The sequence below is a fragment of the Nocardioides marinisabuli genome (assembly GCF_013466785.1).
GTDB classification, from domain to species: Bacteria; Actinomycetota; Actinomycetes; order Propionibacteriales; family Nocardioidaceae; genus Nocardioides; species Nocardioides marinisabuli.
In genome coordinates, this window is sequence record NZ_CP059163.1 from 3,464,735 (window position 1) to 3,482,533 (window position 17,799).

A 17,799-nucleotide genomic window follows, 5' to 3' on the forward strand; every position below is an offset into this window, starting at 1 on the left:
CACATAGAGTCTCGCTCGGCGCGCAGCGAGCGCGCGCCGGGAGACCCCCGGCGAACCAACCAGATGGGGTGAGCATGTCGTCGGCACAGACCGCCGGACCCGAGACGCTGGGTCACATGAGCGACGAGCCCCCGGGCAAGGACCCGAGCACCAAGAAGGCGAAGTCGATCACCGGCAAGTCGCCGATGCGGATCGCGATGGGTCGCCTGATGCGCGACAAGATCGCGGTCGTCTGCCTGGCCACGGTGCTCTTCTTCGTGCTGATCGCGATCTTCTCGGGCGTGCTGCAGCGGCTCTTCGGTGTCGACACCGAGACCGTGCTGTCCGCGCAGTTCCTCGACCTCGACGGCGTCCCGCGCCCCGAGTACGGCCCGCCCTACGGCGCCTTCACGATGGAGCACCCCTTCGGCATCGCGCCCCGCACCGCGACCGACAACCTGGCCTACTGGCTCGAGGGTGCGCGCAACTCGCTCCAGATCGCCACCCTGGCCACCATCGTGGCCACGGTCGTGGGCATCACGCTCGGCCTGCTGGCCGGCTTCCTGGGCGGCGTCGTCGACAAGGTGATCTCGTTCATCACCGACTTCTTCCTCACCCTGCCCTTCCTGCTGGCCGCGCTGACCATCGCGCCGATCGTCAGCGAGCGCTTCCGCGACAACCCCAACTACGTGACCATCCAGGTCGCCCAGCTGGTGATGGTGCTGGCCTTCTTCGGCTGGATGGGCCTGGCGCGACTGATCCGCGGCGAGGTGCTCTCGCTGCGCGAGCGCGAGTTCATCCAGGCCGCCCGGGTGCTGGGCATGCCCACCCGCCGGGTGCTGCTGCGCGAGCTGATGCCCAACCTGGCGGCGCCGATCGTGGTCAGCACCTCGCTGATGCTGCCGGCCTTCGTCTCCGCCGAGGCGGGCCTGGCCTTCCTGGGCATCGGCATCACCTCGCGCCCGTCGTGGGGCCAGACGCTGACCCAGGCGACCAGCTTCTTCAACGACTACTCCCTCTACCTGTGGCAGCCGCTCCTCGGCATCGTGGCGCTCGTGCTGGCACTCAACCTCTTGGGCGACGCGGTTCGTGACGCGCTCGACCCGAAGACCCGTCGCTGACGGGGCTCGACGTGGCGCGAATCCTCCTCGCGTCTCGATCCAAGTAACAAGAAAGGCTGGACCATGAGACGGACCAAGCCGCTGGCGGTTGTCGCCGGCGCTGCGCTGTTGACCCTTGCCGCGTGTGGTGGCTCGGGCGACGGTGGCGAGACCAACGCGGGCGAGCGCGAGTTCGACAACGCCGCGGAGACCATCGACAAGGACCCCGAGGCCCAGGGCCCGGCCGAGGACATCGAGGGCGCCACCGCTGGTGGCACCATCACCGTCTTCCTGCCCGGCGACCCCGGCCCGGACGACCTCGACCCCACCAACGGCTGGTCGGTCACCGGAAACTCGATCCAGCAGGCGCTCACCAGCCGCTCGCTGACGCAGTACAAGCGTGACCCCGAGTCGACCACCGGCGAGATGATCCTGGTCCCCGACCTGGCCGTCGACCTCGGTCAGCCCAACGAGGACTTCACCGAGTGGACCTTCGAGATCCGCGACGACGCCACCTGGGAGGACGGCTCCCCGATCACCGCGGAGGAGGTCGCCTGGGGCATCACCCGGTCGATGGACTCCGAGCAGTTCCCGTCGGGTCCCGGCACCGAGTACTCGCAGCAGTACTTCCTGGGTGCGGGCGAGTACGAGGGCCCCTACACCAGCAAGAACGCTGACTGGGAGGGTGTCGAGTTCGACAACGACGCCTCGACCGTCACCATCAAGATGGCCAAGACCTTCCCCGACATGGACTACTGGGGCGCCTTCATGGCGATGGGCCCGGCTCCGCTGGGCAAGGAGAGCCAGCCCCCGGCCTACGGTCAGAACATCAAGTCGAACGGCCCCTACAAGGTCGACTCGTTCCGCCCCGGCGACGAGCTGGTGCTGGTCAAGAACGACCAGTGGAACCCCGAGTCCGACCCGGCGCGCCACCAGTACGCCGACAAGTGGGTCTTCAAGTTCAACGCCGACGGCGACCAGACCGACCAGATCATGCTCAGCGACAACACCGAGTCGCAGACCGCGCTGTCCACGCAGCTCGGCTCGAGCAGCTACACCGACGGCTCCGAGGTCCTCGGCGACCGCCTGGTGCAGCAGTCCTCGCAGTGCACCAGCTTCCTGTACCCCGACTACGAGTCGACGGACCTGAACTGGCGCAAGGCTGTCGCCTACGCGATCCCCTACGAGTCGGTCTGGCAGGCCGGCGGCGAGGTGCCGGGCGTGACCCGCGTCCCCGCCAACTCGATCATGCCCCCGGGCATGTCGGGCAAGAGCGACTACTTCGTCGACGGTGAGCAGTTCACCTACGACCCGGAGAAGGCCAAGGAGCTCCTCGCGGAGTCCGACACGCCCGCCGAGATCTCGATGATCTTCTACGAAGCCGACCCGCTGGCCGTTGCCTCGCAGCAGCAGCTGGAGAAGGGCTTCGAGGAGGCCGGCTTCACGGTCAAGGCGACCGGTGTCCAGGAGTCCCCGTACTCCACCTGGACCAACCCGGACGACAAGCTCAACAAGAGCCTGAACCTGCGTGGCGTCAACTGGTGCTCGGACTGGCCCTCGGGCCTGACCATGGTCCCGCCGCTGACCCGCACGGGCGCGACCTACAACACCGGTTTCTTCTCCGAGCAGTCGATGGACGACCGCATGGACGAGATCCCGACCCTGCCCCTCGAGGAGCAGGCCGAGGCCTGGGGCGAGCTCGACGAGACCATGTCGACCGAGTTCTTCCCGATCATCCCCACCGCGTTCCGCAACGACCTCTACGCGTTCGGTTCCAAGATCGGCAACCCCACCGGTGACGGCTCGATCGGTGCCCCGAACTACAAGGACCTCTACGTGATGCAGTGATCGACCCCGTCGATCAGCACCACGTGAGCCCTTCGGTTCACCGCACCACCAGCTAGTGCACGATCAATAGCACGACTGCGGCGGGGACCCCCGAGAACCGGGGGTCCCCGTCGCCCCGCACGACCTCCCCACGGAAGAGAGATCCTCGATGTTCGCCTATGTCGTCAAACGGCTCCTGGCCGGCGTGCTGGTGCTGTTCCTGGTGTCCATGTCGATCTTCCTGCTCTTCTGGTACGGGCCCAACGAGCCCGCCCGGGTCATGTGCGACACCAAGACCTCCAACCGCTGCAACGCCGAGCGCCTCGACCGCTTCACCGAGGAGCTGGGCTACAACAACGCCTGGTACGCCGAGTACGGCGAGTACGTCAAGGGTGTCTTCGTCGGGCGCGACATCACCGTCGCGGCCCAGACCACCCGCTGCGACGCCCCCTGCTTCGGGCTGTCCTACAAGAACGGCCAGCCGGTCTGGGAGGACATGAAGTCCCGCCTGCCGGCCACCTTCTCCGTCGCCGTCGGCGGCGCGACCCTCTACCTGCTGCTCGGCGTACCCATCGGGGTGGCGGCCGCGCGAAGACGCGGCACCGTGCAGGACAAGGCCCTGGTCTCCAGCTTCCTGTTCCTCAGCTCGGTGCCCTACTACCTGTTCGCCCTGCTGACCTGGCTGTACTTCTCACTGAAGTGGGAGGTACCCCTCATCGGCAACACCGGCTACGTGCCACTGACCGAGTCACCCACGGCCTGGTTCGGTGGTCTCGCGCTGGCGTGGATCTGCCTGGGCATCTTCGGCTGCACCCAGTACACCCGCTACGCCCGCGGCGCGATGGTCGAGGCGCTGAGCGAGGACTACATCCGCACCGCCAAGGCCAAGGGCCTGCCGACCCGCACGGTCGTCTACAAGCACGGCCTGCGCGCCGCACTGGTGCCGATCGTGACCATCTTCGGCATCGACTTCGGCACCCTGCTGGCCGGCACCATCTTCACCGAGCGCATCTTCGACATCGAGGGCATCGGCCTGTGGAGTCTGCGCGCCGTCGGGCAGCGCGACCTGCCGATCGTCTCGGCCACCGCGCTGTTCAGCGCCGTGATCCTGATCCTGGCCAACCTGATCGTCGACCTCGTCTACTCCATCCTCGACCCGAGAGTGAGGCTCTCGTGAGCGCCACCGACCCGTTCCTCGTCGTGGAGGACCTCACGGTCCGGTTCCCGACCGAGGACGGCCTCGTCACCGCCGTGCAGGACCTGAGCTACTCGGTCGAGAAGGGCAAGACCCTCGGCATCGTGGGTGAGTCGGGCTCGGGCAAGTCGGTCTCCTCGATGGCCGTCCTGGGCCTGCACGACGCTCGCACCGCCCGCATCACCGGCTCGATCCGGGTCGACGGCCAGGAGGTCGTGGGCCTGAACGAGTCCGGTCTGCGCAAGCTGCGCGGTCGCCAGGTCGCGATGATCTTCCAGGACGCCCTGGCCGCGCTGCACCCCTTCTACAAGATCGGCGGCCAGCTCGCCGAGGCCTACCTGGTGCACCACCCCAAGGCCACCAAGCGCGAGGCGCGCCGCAAGGCCATCGAGATGCTCGACCGCGTCGGCATCCCGCAGCCCGACCGCCGCGTCGACGACTTCCCGCACCAGTTCTCGGGCGGCATGCGCCAGCGCGCCATGATCGCCATGGGCCTGATCAACGACCCGTCGCTGCTGATCGCCGACGAGCCGACCACCGCGCTCGACGTGACGGTGCAGGCGCAGATCCTCGACCTGCTGCAGGACCTGCAGAGCGAGTTCGACTCCGCGGTCATCATCATCACCCACGACCTCGGCGTCATCGCCGAGATGGCCGACGACGTGCTGGTCATGTACGCCGGTCGCGGCGTGGAGTACGGCACCGGCAAGGAGATCCTGACCCGGCCGCAGATGCCCTACACCTGGGGCCTGCTCTCCTCGGTGCCCGACGTCACCGGCGACACCGACTCCAAGCTGATCCCGATCCCCGGCAACCCGCCGAGCCTGCTGAACCCGCCGACCGGGTGCGCCTTCCACCCCCGGTGCGTGCACTCCGACAAGGTCGAGGGCGACCTGTGCGCCACGACGATGCCGGCCTTCGAGCAGGGTGGCTCGAACCCCCGACACCTCAAGCGCTGCCACCTGCGCGACCCCGAGGCGATCTACGAGCGCGAGGTCCTGCCCGTCATCGCCCCCGAGCTGCTCGAGGAGAGCTGATGTCGAACATCAACCTGGACACCGACCCCGAGCGCAACCCCGAGAACCCGGAGGCCAAGCACGCCCCCGAGCTGGCCAAGCCCGACGACGTCTCGCACCTGAGCTTCGCCGAGATCGCCGCGCAGGGCCACGGCGCCACCAAGCTCGACCCCGACGCCCCCGCGGTGCTCTCGGTCGACGACCTCAAGATGTACTTCCCGGTGAAGTCCTCGGGCGTCGTGCGCCGCACCATCGGGCACGTGCAGGCCGTCGACGGCATCAGCTTCGAGGTGCCCCAGGGCGGCTCGCTGGGCCTGGTGGGGGAGTCGGGCTGCGGCAAGTCGACCACCGGTCGGCTGATCACGCGCCTCTACGAGCCCACCGGCGGCGCGATGTACTTCGGCGAGGACCGCACCGACCTGGCGAAGCTGTCGAACCGGGCCATGAAGCCGCTGCGCCGCGACGTGCAGATGATCTTCCAGGACCCCTACACCTCGCTGAACCCGCGCCACACCGTCGGCGCGATCGTCGGTGCGCCGCTCTCGGTGCACAACGTGGTGCCGAAGAACAAGATCAAGGACCGGGTCAAGGAGCTGCTCGAGGTCGTCGGCCTCAACCCCGAGCACTACAACCGCTACCCCAACGAGTTCTCCGGCGGTCAGCGCCAGCGCATCGGCATCGCCCGGGCGCTGACCCTGAACCCCAAGCTGCTGGTGGCCGACGAGCCGGTCTCGGCGCTCGACGTGTCGATCCAGGCGCAGGTGATCAACCTGCTCCAGGAGCTGCAGGCCGAGATGGGCATCGCGTTCCTCTTCATCGCCCACGACCTCGCGATCGTGCGGCACTTCTGCCCCGAGGTCGCGGTGATGTACCTGGGCAAGATCGTGGAGATCGCCGACCGCGAGACCATCTACGGCTCGGCGCACCACCCCTACACCCAGGCGCTGCTCTCGGCCGTGCCCGACGTCAAGCAGGCCGCGGTCGGCGGGCGTCGTGAGCGGATCCGGCTCGAGGGCGACGTGCCCAGCCCGATCAACCCGCCCTCGGGCTGCCGCTTCCGCACCCGCTGCCACCTGGCCCAGGACATCTGCGCCAAGGTCGAGCCGCCGCTGCTGCAGATCGGCCCGCGCCACAAGGTGGCCTGCCACTTCGCCGGTGAGCTGGGCGACGCCCCGCGCACCCCGGTCACCTCGGGCCTGCTGGGCGTCGACGGGCAGGGCAGCCCCGACCCCTCGGTGACCCCCGAGGAGCTCGCCACCGGCCCGGGCTACGAGAAGCGCTGGTTCGACGTGAAGTCCAGGCAGATGGTCTCGGCCTGAGCACCGGCTCCTAGGCTGTCGGGGTGGACGCACTGTTCGACGCCCCGACAGCCGGCTCTGGCGGCCCCGGCCGCTCCGGCGGCGGCTCCCTGGCCGCGACCTCGCACGCCTCGGCGCCGCTGGCGGTGCGGATGCGTCCGCGCACCCTCGACGAGCTGGTCGGGCAGTCGCAGCTGCGCGAGCCCGGCTCGCCGCTGCACCAGCTGATCGAGGACCAGCGCTCGTTGTCGCTGCTGCTGTGGGGCCCGCCCGGCACCGGCAAGACCACGATCGCCTCGATCCTGAGCCAGCAGACCGACCGGCGCTTCGTCGAGGTCTCCGCGGTCTCGGCAGGGGTCAAGGAGGTGCGCGCCGCCATCGACAGCGCGCGGGCCGAGCTGGTGGCCACCGGCCACGAGACGGTGCTCTTCGTCGACGAGGTGCACCGCTTCAGCAAGGCCCAGCAGGACGCCCTGCTGCCCGGGGTCGAGAACCGCTGGGTCACGCTGGTGGCGGCCACCACCGAGAACCCCTTCTTCTCGGTCATCTCGCCGCTGCTCTCGCGCAGCCTGCTGCTGCGCCTGGAGTCGCTCAGCGACGCCGACGTGCGCGCCGTCATCGACCAGGCTCTGGTCGACGAGCGGGGGCTGGCGGGGGAGTACACCCTGGCCGAGGACGCCGCCGAGCACCTGGTGCGGCTCGCGGGCGGCGACGCCCGCCGCAGCCTGACCTACCTCGAGGCGGCCGCCGGGGCGGCCCGCGCCCGCGGGCGCGACCGAGGTGGACCTGGCCACCGCCGAGACCGCCGTCGACCGGGCCGCGGTGCGCTACGACCGCCAGGGCGACCAGCACTACGACGTCACCAGCGCCTTCATCAAGTCGGTGCGCGGCTCCGACGCCGACGCCGCCATGCACTACCTGACCCGGATGATGGAGGCCGGCGAGGACCCGCGCTTCATCGCCCGGCGCCTGGTGGTGCTGGCCAGCGAGGACATCGGCCTCGCCGACCCCACCGCGCTGACCACGGCGGTGGCGGCCGCGCAGGCCGTGCAGCTGATCGGGATGCCGGAGGCGAAGTTCAACCTCGCGCACGCCACCATCGCGCTGGCCGTGGCCCCCAAGTCCAACGCCGTCACCACGGCGCTGGCCGAGGCGTCGGGCGACGTGCGCGCCGGCAAGGTCGGCCCGGTGCCGGCCCACCTGCGCGACGCGCACTACGCCGGCGCCAAGGACCTCGGCCACGGCAGGAGCTACACCTACAGCCACGACGAGCCCTACGGCGTCGCCGAGCAGCAGTACGCGCCCGACGTCGTCGCGGACGCCACCTACTACCGCCCCAAGGAGATCGGCGCGGAGGCCGCGATCAAGGAGCGGTGGGAGCGAGTTCGTCGCATCATCCGCGGACGGTAGGGTCGGGCCCCATGACCGAGCAGTGGAGCGTGCCCGCCTGGGCGCTCGTCGCGACCACCGTCGCCGTGCTCCTGCTGGGCGCGCTGGCCGCGACCGCGCTCGTGGCCGTGGGCCGCGCCCGGCGCCGCGCCGCCGCCGAGATCGACGCCGTGCGCGCCAGCGCCGAGGAGCTGCTGGGCCGTGTCGAGGAGGTCGAGCAGCGCCTCGCGCGCCAGCACCGGCGCGAGGAGCTCGACGCCCACGAGTACGTCATCACCCACGTCGGCGAGCACGACGACACCGAGGTCGACGAGCCGGACGCCCCCACGGTGCCCGCCCCGCTCTTCGCCGACCTGGTGCTGCGCGAGAGCGCCGTGCAGGCCGCCTCGCTGGCCCACGGCCTGCGCCGGGCGCTGGCGCCCGAGACCCGCCACCGCATCCGCTTCGAGATGCGCCGCGAGGTCAAGCGGGCCCGCAAGCAGCGCCGCGCCGACCTGCGGGCGGCGCGCCGCGACTGGGCGGCCCGTGGCCGTGCCGACCAGGCGGAGCCGGCCGCATGAGCCGCGGGCTCTGGTTCGTGGCCGGAGCCGGCGCCGGGGTCTACGCGATGGTGCGTGGTCGCCGTGCCGCCGAGGCCCTGAGCGCCGACGGCCTGCGCGACCGCGCCGGGGCCCTGGCCCTGGGCGCCCGGATGTTCCGCGACGAGGTCGCGCAGGGGCGCGCCGAGGCCGAGGACCAGCTGCGCCAGCGGCTCGCGGCCGCGCGGCCACGCGAGATCGACAGTCCCCACCCCACCGAACGCACGACAGAACAGGAAGGCACCAGCTGATGGAGACCGCGGAGATCCGGCGCAGGTTCGTGGCGCACTTCGAGCGTCACGGTCACACGGTGGTCCCGTCGGCCTCGCTGCTGCTCGACGACCCCAACCTGCTGTTCGTCAACGCCGGCATGGTGCCGTTCAAGCCCTACTTCCTGGGCCAGGAGACCCCGCAGTGGGACCGCGCGACCAGCGTGCAGAAGTGCGTGCGCACCCTCGACATCGAGGAGGTCGGCAAGACCACGCGCCACGGCACCTTCTTCCAGATGTGCGGCAACTTCTCCTTCGGCGACTACTTCAAGGAGGGGGCGATCCGCTTCGCCTGGAGCCTGGTCACCGGCTCGGTGGAGGACGGCGGCTTCGGCTTCGACCCCGAAAAGATCTGGGTCACCGTGCTGCCCAGCGACGACGAGGCCAAGCAGCTGTGGCACGAAGTGGCGGGCCTGCCCTTCGAGCGCATCCAGGAGCGCGGCCTCGAGGACAACTACTGGAACATGGGCGTGCCGGGCCCCGGCGGCCCCTGCTCGGAGATCTACGTCGACCGCGGGCCCGAGTACGGCCCCGACGGCGGTCCCAACGCCGACGAGGACCGGTTCCTGGAGATCTGGAACCTCGTCTTCATGCAGGAGTCGCTGAGCCAGGTGCGCTCGAAGGCCGACTTCGACGTCGAGGGCCCGCTGCCGGCCAAGAACATCGACACCGGCATGGGCCTGGAGCGGGTGGCCTACCTGCTGCAGGGCAAGGAGAACCTCTACGAGATCGACGAGGTCTTCCCGGTCATCGAGCGCGCCGCCGAGCTGAGCGGCAAGAAGTACGGCGCCGACCCGGCCGACGACGTGCGCTTCCGGGTCGTGGCCGACCACGTGCGCAGCGCGCTGATGCTCATCAGCGACGGCGTCACCCCCGGCAACGAGGCCCGGGGCTACGTGCTGCGCCGGCTGCTGCGCCGCGCGATCCGCTCGATGCGCCTGCTCGGCTACGACGGCCCGGCGCTGCCCGAGCTGCTGCCGGTCAGCCGCGACCGGATGAAGCTGTCCTACCCCGAGGTCGAGACCGGCTTCGACCGGATCAGCCGGGTCGCCTACGCCGAGGAGGAGGCGTTCGCCAAGACGCTGCTCGCCGGCACCCAGCTCTTCGACCGCGCCGCCGAGGAGGTGCGCAGCACCGGGCAGGGCCGCCTCTCCGGCGCCCAGGCCTTCACGCTGCACGACACCTACGGCTTCCCCATCGACCTGACCCTCGAGATGGCCTCCGAGGCCGGCCTCGGCGTCGACGAGGAGGGCTTCCGCGGGCTGATGGCCGAGCAGCGCGAGCGCGCCAAGGCCGACGCGAAGGCCAAGAAGGGCCAGCACGCCGACACCGGCGTCTACCGCGGCATCCTCGACGCCCACGGCCCGACCGACTGGCTGGCCTACGAGACCCTCGAGACCGAGTCGCGCGTCCTCGCGGTGCTCTCCGGCGGCGCCGGGGTGCCGGCGCTGGGCGCCGGCCAGGTCGGCGAGGTCGTCCTCGACCGGACCCCGTTCTACGCCGAGTCGGGCGGCCAGGCCGCCGACGCCGGTGTGCTGGTCGCCGACGGTGCGCGCCTGGAGGTGCTCGACGTCCAGCGCCCCGTGCGCGGGCTGGTCGTGCACCAGGTGCGCGTGCTCGAGGGCGAGCTGGTGGCCGACGCCGTGCTGCACGCCCAGGTCGACCCCGAGTGGCGCACCGGCGCCCGCCAGGCGCACTCGGGCACCCACGTGGTGCACGCCGCGCTGCGCGAGGTGCTCGGCCCCTCGGCGCTGCAGTCGGGCTCCTACAACCGGCCCGGCTACCTGCGCCTGGACTTCGGCTGGACCAGCGCGCTGAGCCCCGAGCAGGTGCGCGACATCGAGCAGGTCTCCAACCAGGCGCTGCGCGCCGACCTGCCCGTGGGCTGGCAGTACATGACGCTCGGCGAGGCCAAGGACTGGGGCGCGATCGCGCTCTTCGGCGAGACCTACGACGACTCCAAGGTGCGCGTCGTCGAGATCGGCGGCCCCTGGTCGCGCGAGCTGTGCGGCGGCACCCACGTCGAGCACTCCTCGCAGATCGGCACCGTCGTGGTGACCGGCGAGTCGTCGGTGGGCTCGGGCAACCGGCGCATCGAGGCCTTCACCGGCGTCGAGGGCTTCGCCTACCTGGCCCGCGAGCGCGACGTCGTGGCCCAGCTGACCGGGCTGCTCAAGACCCAGCCCGACGACCTGGTGCCCCGGGTCGCCGACCTGGTCGAGCGCCTGCGCGCGGCCGAGAAGGAGGCCGAGAAGGCACGGCTGGCCCAGCTGCTCTCCGGCGGCGCCGCGCTGGCCGCGGGCGCCCAGGACGTCGCGGGCGTGGCCGTGGTCGCGCACCGGGTCGACGGTGCCGGCGGCGGCGACGTGCGCACCCTGGCCACCGACGTGCGCGGCCGGCTGCCGCAGGGCCGCCCCGGTGTGGTGGTCGTCGTCGGCGCGCTCGACGGCAAGGTCTCGGTGGTCGCGGCGACCAACGAGGAGGCCCGCGCCCGCGGGCTCAGCGCCAACGACCTCGTCCGGGCCGTCGGCCCGTTCGTGGGCGGCAAGGGCGGCGGCAAGGCCGACGTGGCGCAGGGCGGCGGCACCGACACCTCGCGCCTCGACGAGGCGCTGGCCGCCGTCGGCACCGAGGTCGCCCGCGCGGTGGGGGCCTGAGCGGGTGCGCCACGGCGTACGGCTGGGCCTCGACCCGGGTGATGCCCGGATCGGGGTCGCGCGCAGCGACCCCACGGGCTTCCTGGCCACGCCGCTGGAGACCGTGCGCCGCGGCGGGGGAGACCTCAAGCGGCTGCAGGCGATCGTGGGTGAGATCGCCGAGGACTCCGAGGTGCTCGAGGTGGTCGTCGGCCTGCCCCGCTCGCTGAAGGGCGGCGAGGGCCCGGCGGCGGCCAAGGTGCGCGACTTCGCGGCCTCGCTGGCCCGCAGGCTCGACCCCGTGCCGGTGCGCCTGGTCGACGAGCGGCTCACCACCGTGTCGGCCGAGGCTATGCTGCGCGACCGAGGACGCAAGGGCAGCAACCGACGTGCGGTGGTGGACATGGCCGCGGCCGTGGTGATCCTCCAGCACGCACTGGACACCGAACGCGCCACGGGCACCGCTCCGGGCGAGATCGTCGAGGAGCAGAGATGAGCGAGCAGCACCCCACGGAGGAGTCGGTCCTGCCGGCCGAACCGGAGTACGTGCCCGGTGGCTCGCGCCGTCGCAAGCGCAGCCGGCTGCCCGGCTGCCTGGCGGTGCTGGTCGCGCTCGCCCTCATCGGCGGCGGCGTCTGGTTCGCCGGCAGCAAGGTCACCGACTTCGTCTCCGACCGCTTCTCCTCCGCCCCCGACTACGACGGCCCCGGCCGCGGCCGGGCGCTCGTCGAGGTCAGCAGCGGCGACTCCGCCGCCGCGATCTGCCGGAGCCTGAGGGAGCAGGACGTCGTCGCCTCCGTCGACTCCTGCATCGCCGCCGCCCAGGCCAACAGCGAGTCGGCCGGCATCCAGGTCGGCTTCTACGAGCTGCAGAAGGAGATGGCCTCCGCCGACGCCATCGACGTGCTCGTCGACCCGGCCAACCTGCTGACCAGCTCGGTGACGGTGCCCGAGGGCCTCAACGTCGACCAGGTCGTCGAGGTGCTCGCGAAGGGCACCGACTTCGGCGCCGGCCGCTTCCGCAACGTGCTGGAGCAGCCCGAGAAGATCGGGCTGCCCGACTATGCCGACGGCAACCCCGAGGGCTACCTGTTCCCCTCCACCTACGCCTTCGGGCCCAAGGACAAGCCCGCCGACATGATCTCGGCGATGGTCGACCGCTGGGAGCAGGCCGCCGAGGAGGCGGGTCTCGAGGCGGCTGCCGAGGAGCTGGGCTACACCCCGCACGAGCTGATGACGGTGGCCAGCCTGGTCGAGGCCGAGGGCCGGGGCGACGACATGCCCAAGGTCGCGCGGGTGATCTACAACCGGCTCGAGAACCCCGAGAACGGGGTGACCAACGGGCTGCTGCAGATCGACGCGGCCGTCAACTACGCCCTGGACAAGTCGCCCATCGCCCGGCTCACGCTCGACGAGATCGACTCGGTCGCCGACTCGCCGTACAACACCTACACCCAGCAGGGGCTCCCGCCGGGTCCGATCGAGGCGCCCGGGGACGCTGCCATCGCGGCGGCGGCCAACCCCGACGAGGGGCCCTGGCTGTTCTACGTCACGGTCAACCTCGAGACCGGCGAGACCAAGTTCACCGAGTCCTACGACGAGTTCCTCGGCTTCCGCCGCGAGCTCGACGAGTACTGCGCCACCCAGTCGGACCGCTGCTGAGCACGGCGGTGGCTCCTGTGCGCTGTGCCGTGCTCGGCGACCCCGTCGACCACTCGCTGTCCCCGGTGCTGCACCGCGCGGCGTACGACGCGCTGGGCCTGGCGGGCTGGACCTACGAGGCGGTGCGGGTGCCCGGCGGCACCCTCGCCGAGCTGCTGCGCGGCCTGGACTCCTCGTGGCGCGGGCTGTCGCTGACCATGCCCCTCAAGCGCGAGCTGCTCGGCCTGGCCGGCGAGGTCACCGCGCGGGCCCGGCTGGCCGGGGCCGCCAACACGCTGGTGCTCGGCCCCGACGTCGCCCCCGGCGGCCTGGCCGACAACACCGACCTGCCCGGCGCCGCGGCCGCGGTGCGGGAGCGCTGGTCGGGCGGCGTCGACGACGTGGTCGTGCTCGGCGGCGGCGCCACCGCCGCCTCCACCGCGCTGGCCCTGGTCGACGAGGGCGCCACCCGGGTGCGGGTGCTGGCCCGCTCACCCCAGCGCGCCGCCGAGACCGTCGACGCCGTGCGGGCGCACCCGTCGGCGCCGCAGGTCGAGGCGCTGGCGCTGCCGACCCTCCCGGTGCGGGCCGACGTCGTGGTCTCCACGGTGCCGGTCGCGGCCCAGACCCCCGAGCTCGTCGCCCTGCTCGAGGCGCCCGTGCTCTTCGAGGTGCTCTACGACCCCTGGCCCACCCCGCTGGCCCGCACCGCCGCGGAGCGCGGGGCCGTGCTCGTCGGCGGCCTCGACCTGCTGGTCCACCAGGCGGCGCTCCAGGTCGCGCTCTTCACCGGGCAGGACGCACCGCTGGAGGTGATGCGCGCGGCCGGCGAGCGCGCGCTGGTCGCGCGGGCACGGGGCTGACGTGGAGCCGCTGGTCGCGCTCCTCGCGGTCGCCGTGGCCGCGGCCGGCGGTGCGCTGGGGCCGGCCGTGCTGCGCCGGCTGCCCGACCCGCCGCCCGACGACCACCCGGCCGACGAGCCCGCGCCGCCGGCGTACGCCGCCCTCGCCGACGCGCCCCGCCTGGGTGCCGGGCTGGCGGCGGTCTCGGCGACGGTCGTGGCGCTGGCCGCGCTGGTGCTGGGCACCGGCTGGGTGCTGGCCTACGTCGTCCTGGCCACCCCGGTGTGCGTGCTCCTGGCCCACGTCGACTCCCGCACCCGGCTGCTGCCCAAGCGGGTCGTGCTGCCGGCCACCGGGGCGCTGGTGCTGCTGGCGCTGGGGGAGTGGGCGGTCACGGGCGAGGCCGGCGAGGTGCTGCGCGCCGGGGTCGCGATGGTCGCGCTGCGCTCCTTCTACTGGTTCCTGTGGTTCGTGAACTCCGCCGGGATGGGCTTCGGCGACGTGCGCCTGGCCGCCCTGCTGGGCCTGGTGCTGGGGCGCGCCGGGGCCGCCGAGGTGCTCGTCGGCGCCTACGCGGCGTTCCTGGTGCTGGCGCTGCCGGCGCTGGTGGTGGCGCTCGTGCGCCGCGACCGGTCGCGGCTGCGCCAGGCCAAGCCGTTCGGCCCGGCCATGATCGCGGGTGCACTGGTTGGACTGCTGGCAGGACCCGTCCTGCTGCCGTGAAAGACTGGGGCCATGCTGCGTTGGCTCACCGCGGGCGAGTCCCACGGCCCCTCTCTTGTCGCGATCCTGGAAGGGCTCCCCGCCCACGTCCAGGTCACCTCCGACGACGTCGCCGAGTCCCTGGCCCGGCGCCGCCTCGGCTACGGGCGCGGGGCCCGGATGAAGTTCGAGCAGGACGAGGTCACCTTCACCGGCGGCGTGCGCCACGGGCGCACGCAGGGCGGACCGGTCGCGATCATCGTCGGCAACACCGAGTGGCCCAAGTGGGAGAAGGTGATGTCGGCCGACCCGGTCGACCAGGACGAGCTCGACGCGCTGGCCCGCAACGCGGCCCTCACCCGGCCCCGCCCCGGCCACGCCGACCTGGCCGGCATGCAGAAGTACGACTTCGAGGAGGCCCGCCCGGTCCTCGAGCGCGCCTCGGCCCGCGAGACCGCCGCCCGCGTCGCCCTGGGCCGGGTCGCCACCAACTTCCTCGAGCAGGCCTGCGGCGCCGGCGTGGTCTCCCACGTCGTCGAGCTCGGCGGCGTGCGCGCCCCCGACGGCTCGTGGCCGGCTGACGCCTCGGCGGCCACCGTCAAGGCGCTGGACGACGACCCGGTGCGCTGCCTGGACCCCGGCACCTCCCAGGCCATGGTCGAGCGCATCGACGCCGCCCACAAGGACGGCGACACCCTCGGCGGCGTCGTCGAGGTCGTCGTCCACGGCCTGCCGCCCGGCCTCGGGTCGCACGTGCACTGGGACCGCCGCCTCGACTCGCGGCTGGCCGGCGCCCTGATGGGCATCCAGGCCATCAAGGGCGTCGAGGTCGGCGACGGGTTCGCGCTCGCCGCGACCCCGGGCTCGCTCGCCCACGACGAGATCGTCCCCGGCCCCGACGGCATCCGGCGCACCAGCGGACGCGCCGGCGGCACCGAGGGCGGGATGACCACCGGCGAGGCCCTGCGCGTGCGCGCAGCGATGAAGCCGATCGCGACCGTGCCCCGGGCGCTGCGCACCGTCGACGTCGCCACCGGCGAGGAGGCCGTGGCCCACCACCAGCGCTCCGACGTGTGCGCCGTGCCGGCCGCCGGCATCGTCGCCGAGGCGATGGTCGCGCTCGTCGTCGCCGACGCGCTCCTGGAGAAGTTCGGCGGCGACTCGGTCGCCGAGACCCGCCGCAACGTCGAGGGCTACCTGCAGGCGCTGAGGTACCGGTGAGCGCTCCCCGGGTGGTCCTCGTGGGCCCGATGGGCGCCGGCAAGACCACCGTGGCGACCCTGCTGGCCGGTCGCTGGGGCGTCGCCGTGCGCGACACCGACCACGACGTCGAGGCCACCGCCGGGCGCGAGATCTCCGAGATCTTCGTCGACGACGGCGAGGCGGCCTTCCGCGAGCTCGAGCGGGCCGCGGTCGCGACCGCGCTGGCCGAGCACGACGGCGTGCTCGCCCTGGGCGGGGGAGCGGTGCTCGACCCCGCCACCCGTGAGCTGCTCGCCGGACACACCGTGGTCTTCCTGAGCGTCGGGCTCAGCGACGCCGTCAAGCGCGTCGGGCTCGGCGTCGGCCGCCCGCTGCTGCTGGGCAACGTGCGGGCGCGCATCAAGGCGCTGCTCGACGAGCGCACCCCGGTCTACGAGCAGGTCGCCACCCACACGGTCAGCACCGACGCCCGCAGCCCCGAGGACGTCGCCGACGAGATCGACGCCCTGCTCGAGGCGGCGCAGCGATGAGCACGCCGGCCCCGCCGAGCACCCTGCACGTCGGCGGCGCGTCGCCGTACGACGTCGTGGTCGGCCACGGCGTCGCCGACCGGCTGCTCGGCCTGCTGGGGGAGGCCCCCCGCCGCGTCGCGGTGGTGCTCACGCCGAGCCTGCGCGAGCTGGCCGGGCCCGTCCTCGAGGCGCTGCGCAGCGCCTACGACGTCACCGAGCTGGTGGTGCCCGACGGCGAGGCCGCCAAGACCGCCGAGACCGCCGCCGGCTGCTGGGAGCAGCTGGGCGCGGCCGGCTTCACCCGCTCCGACGCCGTGGTCACCTTCGGCGGCGGCGCGACCACCGACCTCGGCGGCTTCGTGGCCGCCACCTGGCTGCGCGGGGTGCGGGTCGTGCACGTGCCGACCACGCTGCTGGCGATGGTCGACGCGGCGGTGGGCGGCAAGACCGGCGTCAACACCGCCGCCGGCAAGAACCTGGTCGGCTCCTTCCACGAGCCGGCCGGCGTGCTCTGCGACCTGTCGCTGCTCGAGACGCTGCCGCGCGTCGACCTGGTGGCCGGCCTCGGCGAGGTCGTCAAGTGCGGCTTCATCGCCGACGAGCGGATCCTCGAGCTCGTGGAGGGCACCCCTCCCGAGGAGCTGCTGGCCCCCGGCTCGCCGGTGCTGCGCGAGCTCGTCGAGCGCTCGGTGCAGGTCAAGGTCGACGTCGTCGTCGCCGACCTGCGCGAGACCGGCGGCGCCGGGGGGCACCCCGGGCGCGAGGCGCTCAACTACGGCCACACCATGGCCCACGCCATCGAGCGGGCCGAGGGCTACACGATGCGCCACGGCGAGGCCGTGGCCATCGGCTGCGTCTTCGTCGCCGAGCTGGCCCGCCGCGCCGGCCGCCTCGACGACGCCACCGCCGACCGGCACCGCAGCGCCTTCGCCCGGGTGGGGCTGCCGGTGGGCTACGCCGGCGCCGACTACGACACCCTGCGCGCGGCGATGGCCGTGGACAAGAAGTCGCGCGGCGACCAGCTGCGCTTCGTGGTGCTCGAGGAGGTCGGGCGGCCCGTCGTGCTCGCCGGGCCCGAGGAGTCCCACCTGCGCGGCGCCTACGAGACGATGAGGGGAGCGGCCTCGTGAGGGTGCTCGTGCTCAACGGTCCCAACCTGGGCCGGCTCGGCCGCCGCCAGCCCGAGATCTACGGCACCACGACGTACGCCGAGCTCGCGGAGCGCTGCGTGGCCTGGGGCGCCGAGCGCGGCCTCGAGGTCGAGGTGCGCCAGACCAACCACGAGGGGGTGCTGGTCGACTGGCTCAACACCGCCGCCGACGAGGAGACCCCCGTGGTGCTCAACGCCGCGGCCTGGACCCACTACTCCTACGCCGTGCACGACGCCTGCGCCCAGCTGGTGGCGCCGCTGGTGGAGGTGCACCTCTCCGACCCGCGCACGCGGCCCGAGGAGTTCCGCCACCACTCGGTGGTCACCCCGCACGCCGTCGAGGTCGTCGCCGGGCACGGTGTCGAGGGCTACCGGATGGCCCTCGACGTGCTCGCGACCCGCCCCGGCCCGTAGACTGCCACGCTGTTGATCCGACCCCTCGACGACAAGGCTGACGTACG

General features: G+C 72.5%; 17 protein-coding genes and 1 pseudogene. All 18 read left to right on the top strand.

Annotated elements, in window-relative coordinates:
• Nucleotides 1-116 precede the first annotated feature (116 nt).
• The 18 genes and pseudogenes from H0S66_RS16620 to H0S66_RS16700 all read left to right on the top strand — a co-directional run bounded on the left by H0S66_RS16620 (nucleotide 117) and on the right by H0S66_RS16700 (nucleotide 17,752).
• Complete coding sequence (locus tag H0S66_RS16620; protein ID WP_179616359.1) at nucleotides 117-1,100, top strand: ABC transporter permease; 984 nt, start codon at nucleotides 117-119, stop codon at nucleotides 1,098-1,100.
• Nucleotides 1,101-1,163: 63 nt separating this feature from the next.
• Nucleotides 1,164-2,927 carry an ABC transporter substrate-binding protein gene (locus H0S66_RS16625; protein ID WP_179616360.1) on the top strand — a complete coding sequence of 588 codons (1,764 nt, stop codon included), beginning with the start codon at nucleotides 1,164-1,166 and terminating at the stop codon, nucleotides 2,925-2,927.
• Between the two features lie 148 nt (nucleotides 2,928-3,075).
• Nucleotides 3,076-4,083 carry an ABC transporter permease gene (locus H0S66_RS16630; protein ID WP_179616361.1) on the top strand — a complete coding sequence of 336 codons (1,008 nt, stop codon included), beginning with the start codon at nucleotides 3,076-3,078 and terminating at the stop codon, nucleotides 4,081-4,083.
• Nucleotides 4,080-5,138 (top strand): ABC transporter ATP-binding protein, encoded by a 1,059-nt coding sequence (locus H0S66_RS16635; RefSeq protein ID WP_179616362.1) that lies wholly within the window; start codon nucleotides 4,080-4,082, stop codon nucleotides 5,136-5,138. The genes H0S66_RS16630 and H0S66_RS16635 overlap by 4 nt, the downstream gene beginning before the upstream one ends.
• A gap of 188 nt (nucleotides 5,139-5,326) precedes the next feature.
• The gene (locus H0S66_RS16640; protein ID WP_179617473.1) at nucleotides 5,327-6,436 is read left to right on the top strand and encodes an ABC transporter ATP-binding protein; all 1,110 of its coding nucleotides are present in this window, start codon (nucleotides 5,327-5,329) and stop codon (nucleotides 6,434-6,436) included.
• A 131-nt stretch (nucleotides 6,437-6,567) separates the two neighbouring features.
• A pseudogene (locus H0S66_RS20865) lies at nucleotides 6,568-6,921 on the top strand (AAA family ATPase); the annotation flags it as partial.
• 274 nt (nucleotides 6,922-7,195) lie between these two features.
• Complete coding sequence (locus tag H0S66_RS20870; RefSeq protein WP_338037215.1) at nucleotides 7,196-7,825, top strand: AAA family ATPase; 630 nt, start codon at nucleotides 7,196-7,198, stop codon at nucleotides 7,823-7,825.
• A gap of 11 nt (nucleotides 7,826-7,836) precedes the next feature.
• Nucleotides 7,837-8,364 (top strand): hypothetical protein, encoded by a 528-nt coding sequence (locus H0S66_RS16650; protein ID WP_179616363.1) that lies wholly within the window; start codon nucleotides 7,837-7,839, stop codon nucleotides 8,362-8,364.
• The gene (locus H0S66_RS16655; RefSeq protein WP_179616364.1) at nucleotides 8,361-8,633 is read left to right on the top strand and encodes a DUF6167 family protein; all 273 of its coding nucleotides are present in this window, start codon (nucleotides 8,361-8,363) and stop codon (nucleotides 8,631-8,633) included. The genes H0S66_RS16650 and H0S66_RS16655 overlap by 4 nt, the downstream gene beginning before the upstream one ends.
• A complete protein-coding gene (gene alaS / locus H0S66_RS16660; protein WP_179616365.1) occupies nucleotides 8,633-11,308 on the top strand; it encodes an alanine--tRNA ligase in 2,676 nt (891 codons plus the stop codon). The genes H0S66_RS16655 and alaS overlap by 1 nt, the downstream gene beginning before the upstream one ends.
• Nucleotides 11,309-11,312: 4 nt before the next feature.
• Complete coding sequence (ruvX, locus tag H0S66_RS16665) at nucleotides 11,313-11,783, top strand: Holliday junction resolvase RuvX (RefSeq protein WP_179616366.1); 471 nt, start codon at nucleotides 11,313-11,315, stop codon at nucleotides 11,781-11,783.
• A complete protein-coding gene (gene mltG / locus H0S66_RS16670) occupies nucleotides 11,780-12,949 on the top strand; it encodes an endolytic transglycosylase MltG (protein WP_179616367.1) in 1,170 nt (389 codons plus the stop codon). The genes ruvX and mltG overlap by 4 nt, the downstream gene beginning before the upstream one ends.
• A 29-nt stretch (nucleotides 12,950-12,978) precedes the next feature.
• Entirely contained in the window at nucleotides 12,979-13,791 is an 813-nt protein-coding gene (locus H0S66_RS16675) for a shikimate dehydrogenase (RefSeq protein ID WP_258016960.1), read from the top strand.
• A gap of 1 nt (nucleotide 13,792) precedes the next feature.
• Nucleotides 13,793-14,494, top strand: a complete 702-nt coding sequence (locus H0S66_RS16680; RefSeq protein ID WP_179616368.1) for a prepilin peptidase — start codon at nucleotides 13,793-13,795, stop codon at nucleotides 14,492-14,494.
• 12 nt (nucleotides 14,495-14,506) lie between these two features.
• Nucleotides 14,507-15,694 carry a chorismate synthase gene (gene aroC / locus H0S66_RS16685; RefSeq protein WP_218876357.1) on the top strand — a complete coding sequence of 396 codons (1,188 nt, stop codon included), beginning with the start codon at nucleotides 14,507-14,509 and terminating at the stop codon, nucleotides 15,692-15,694.
• Between the two features lie 29 nt (nucleotides 15,695-15,723).
• The gene (locus tag H0S66_RS16690; protein ID WP_179617477.1) at nucleotides 15,724-16,206 is read left to right on the top strand and encodes a shikimate kinase; all 483 of its coding nucleotides are present in this window, start codon (nucleotides 15,724-15,726) and stop codon (nucleotides 16,204-16,206) included.
• Nucleotides 16,203-17,318: a 3-dehydroquinate synthase gene (gene aroB / locus H0S66_RS16695; protein ID WP_179616369.1), complete on the top strand. Its 1,116-nt coding sequence runs from the start codon at nucleotides 16,203-16,205 to the stop codon at nucleotides 17,316-17,318. Before H0S66_RS16690 ends, aroB begins: the two co-directional genes overlap by 4 nt.
• Nucleotides 17,315-17,752 carry a type II 3-dehydroquinate dehydratase gene (locus H0S66_RS16700; protein ID WP_179616370.1) on the top strand — a complete coding sequence of 146 codons (438 nt, stop codon included), beginning with the start codon at nucleotides 17,315-17,317 and terminating at the stop codon, nucleotides 17,750-17,752. Before aroB ends, H0S66_RS16700 begins: the two co-directional genes overlap by 4 nt.
• Nucleotides 17,753-17,799: the final 47 nt, after the last annotated feature.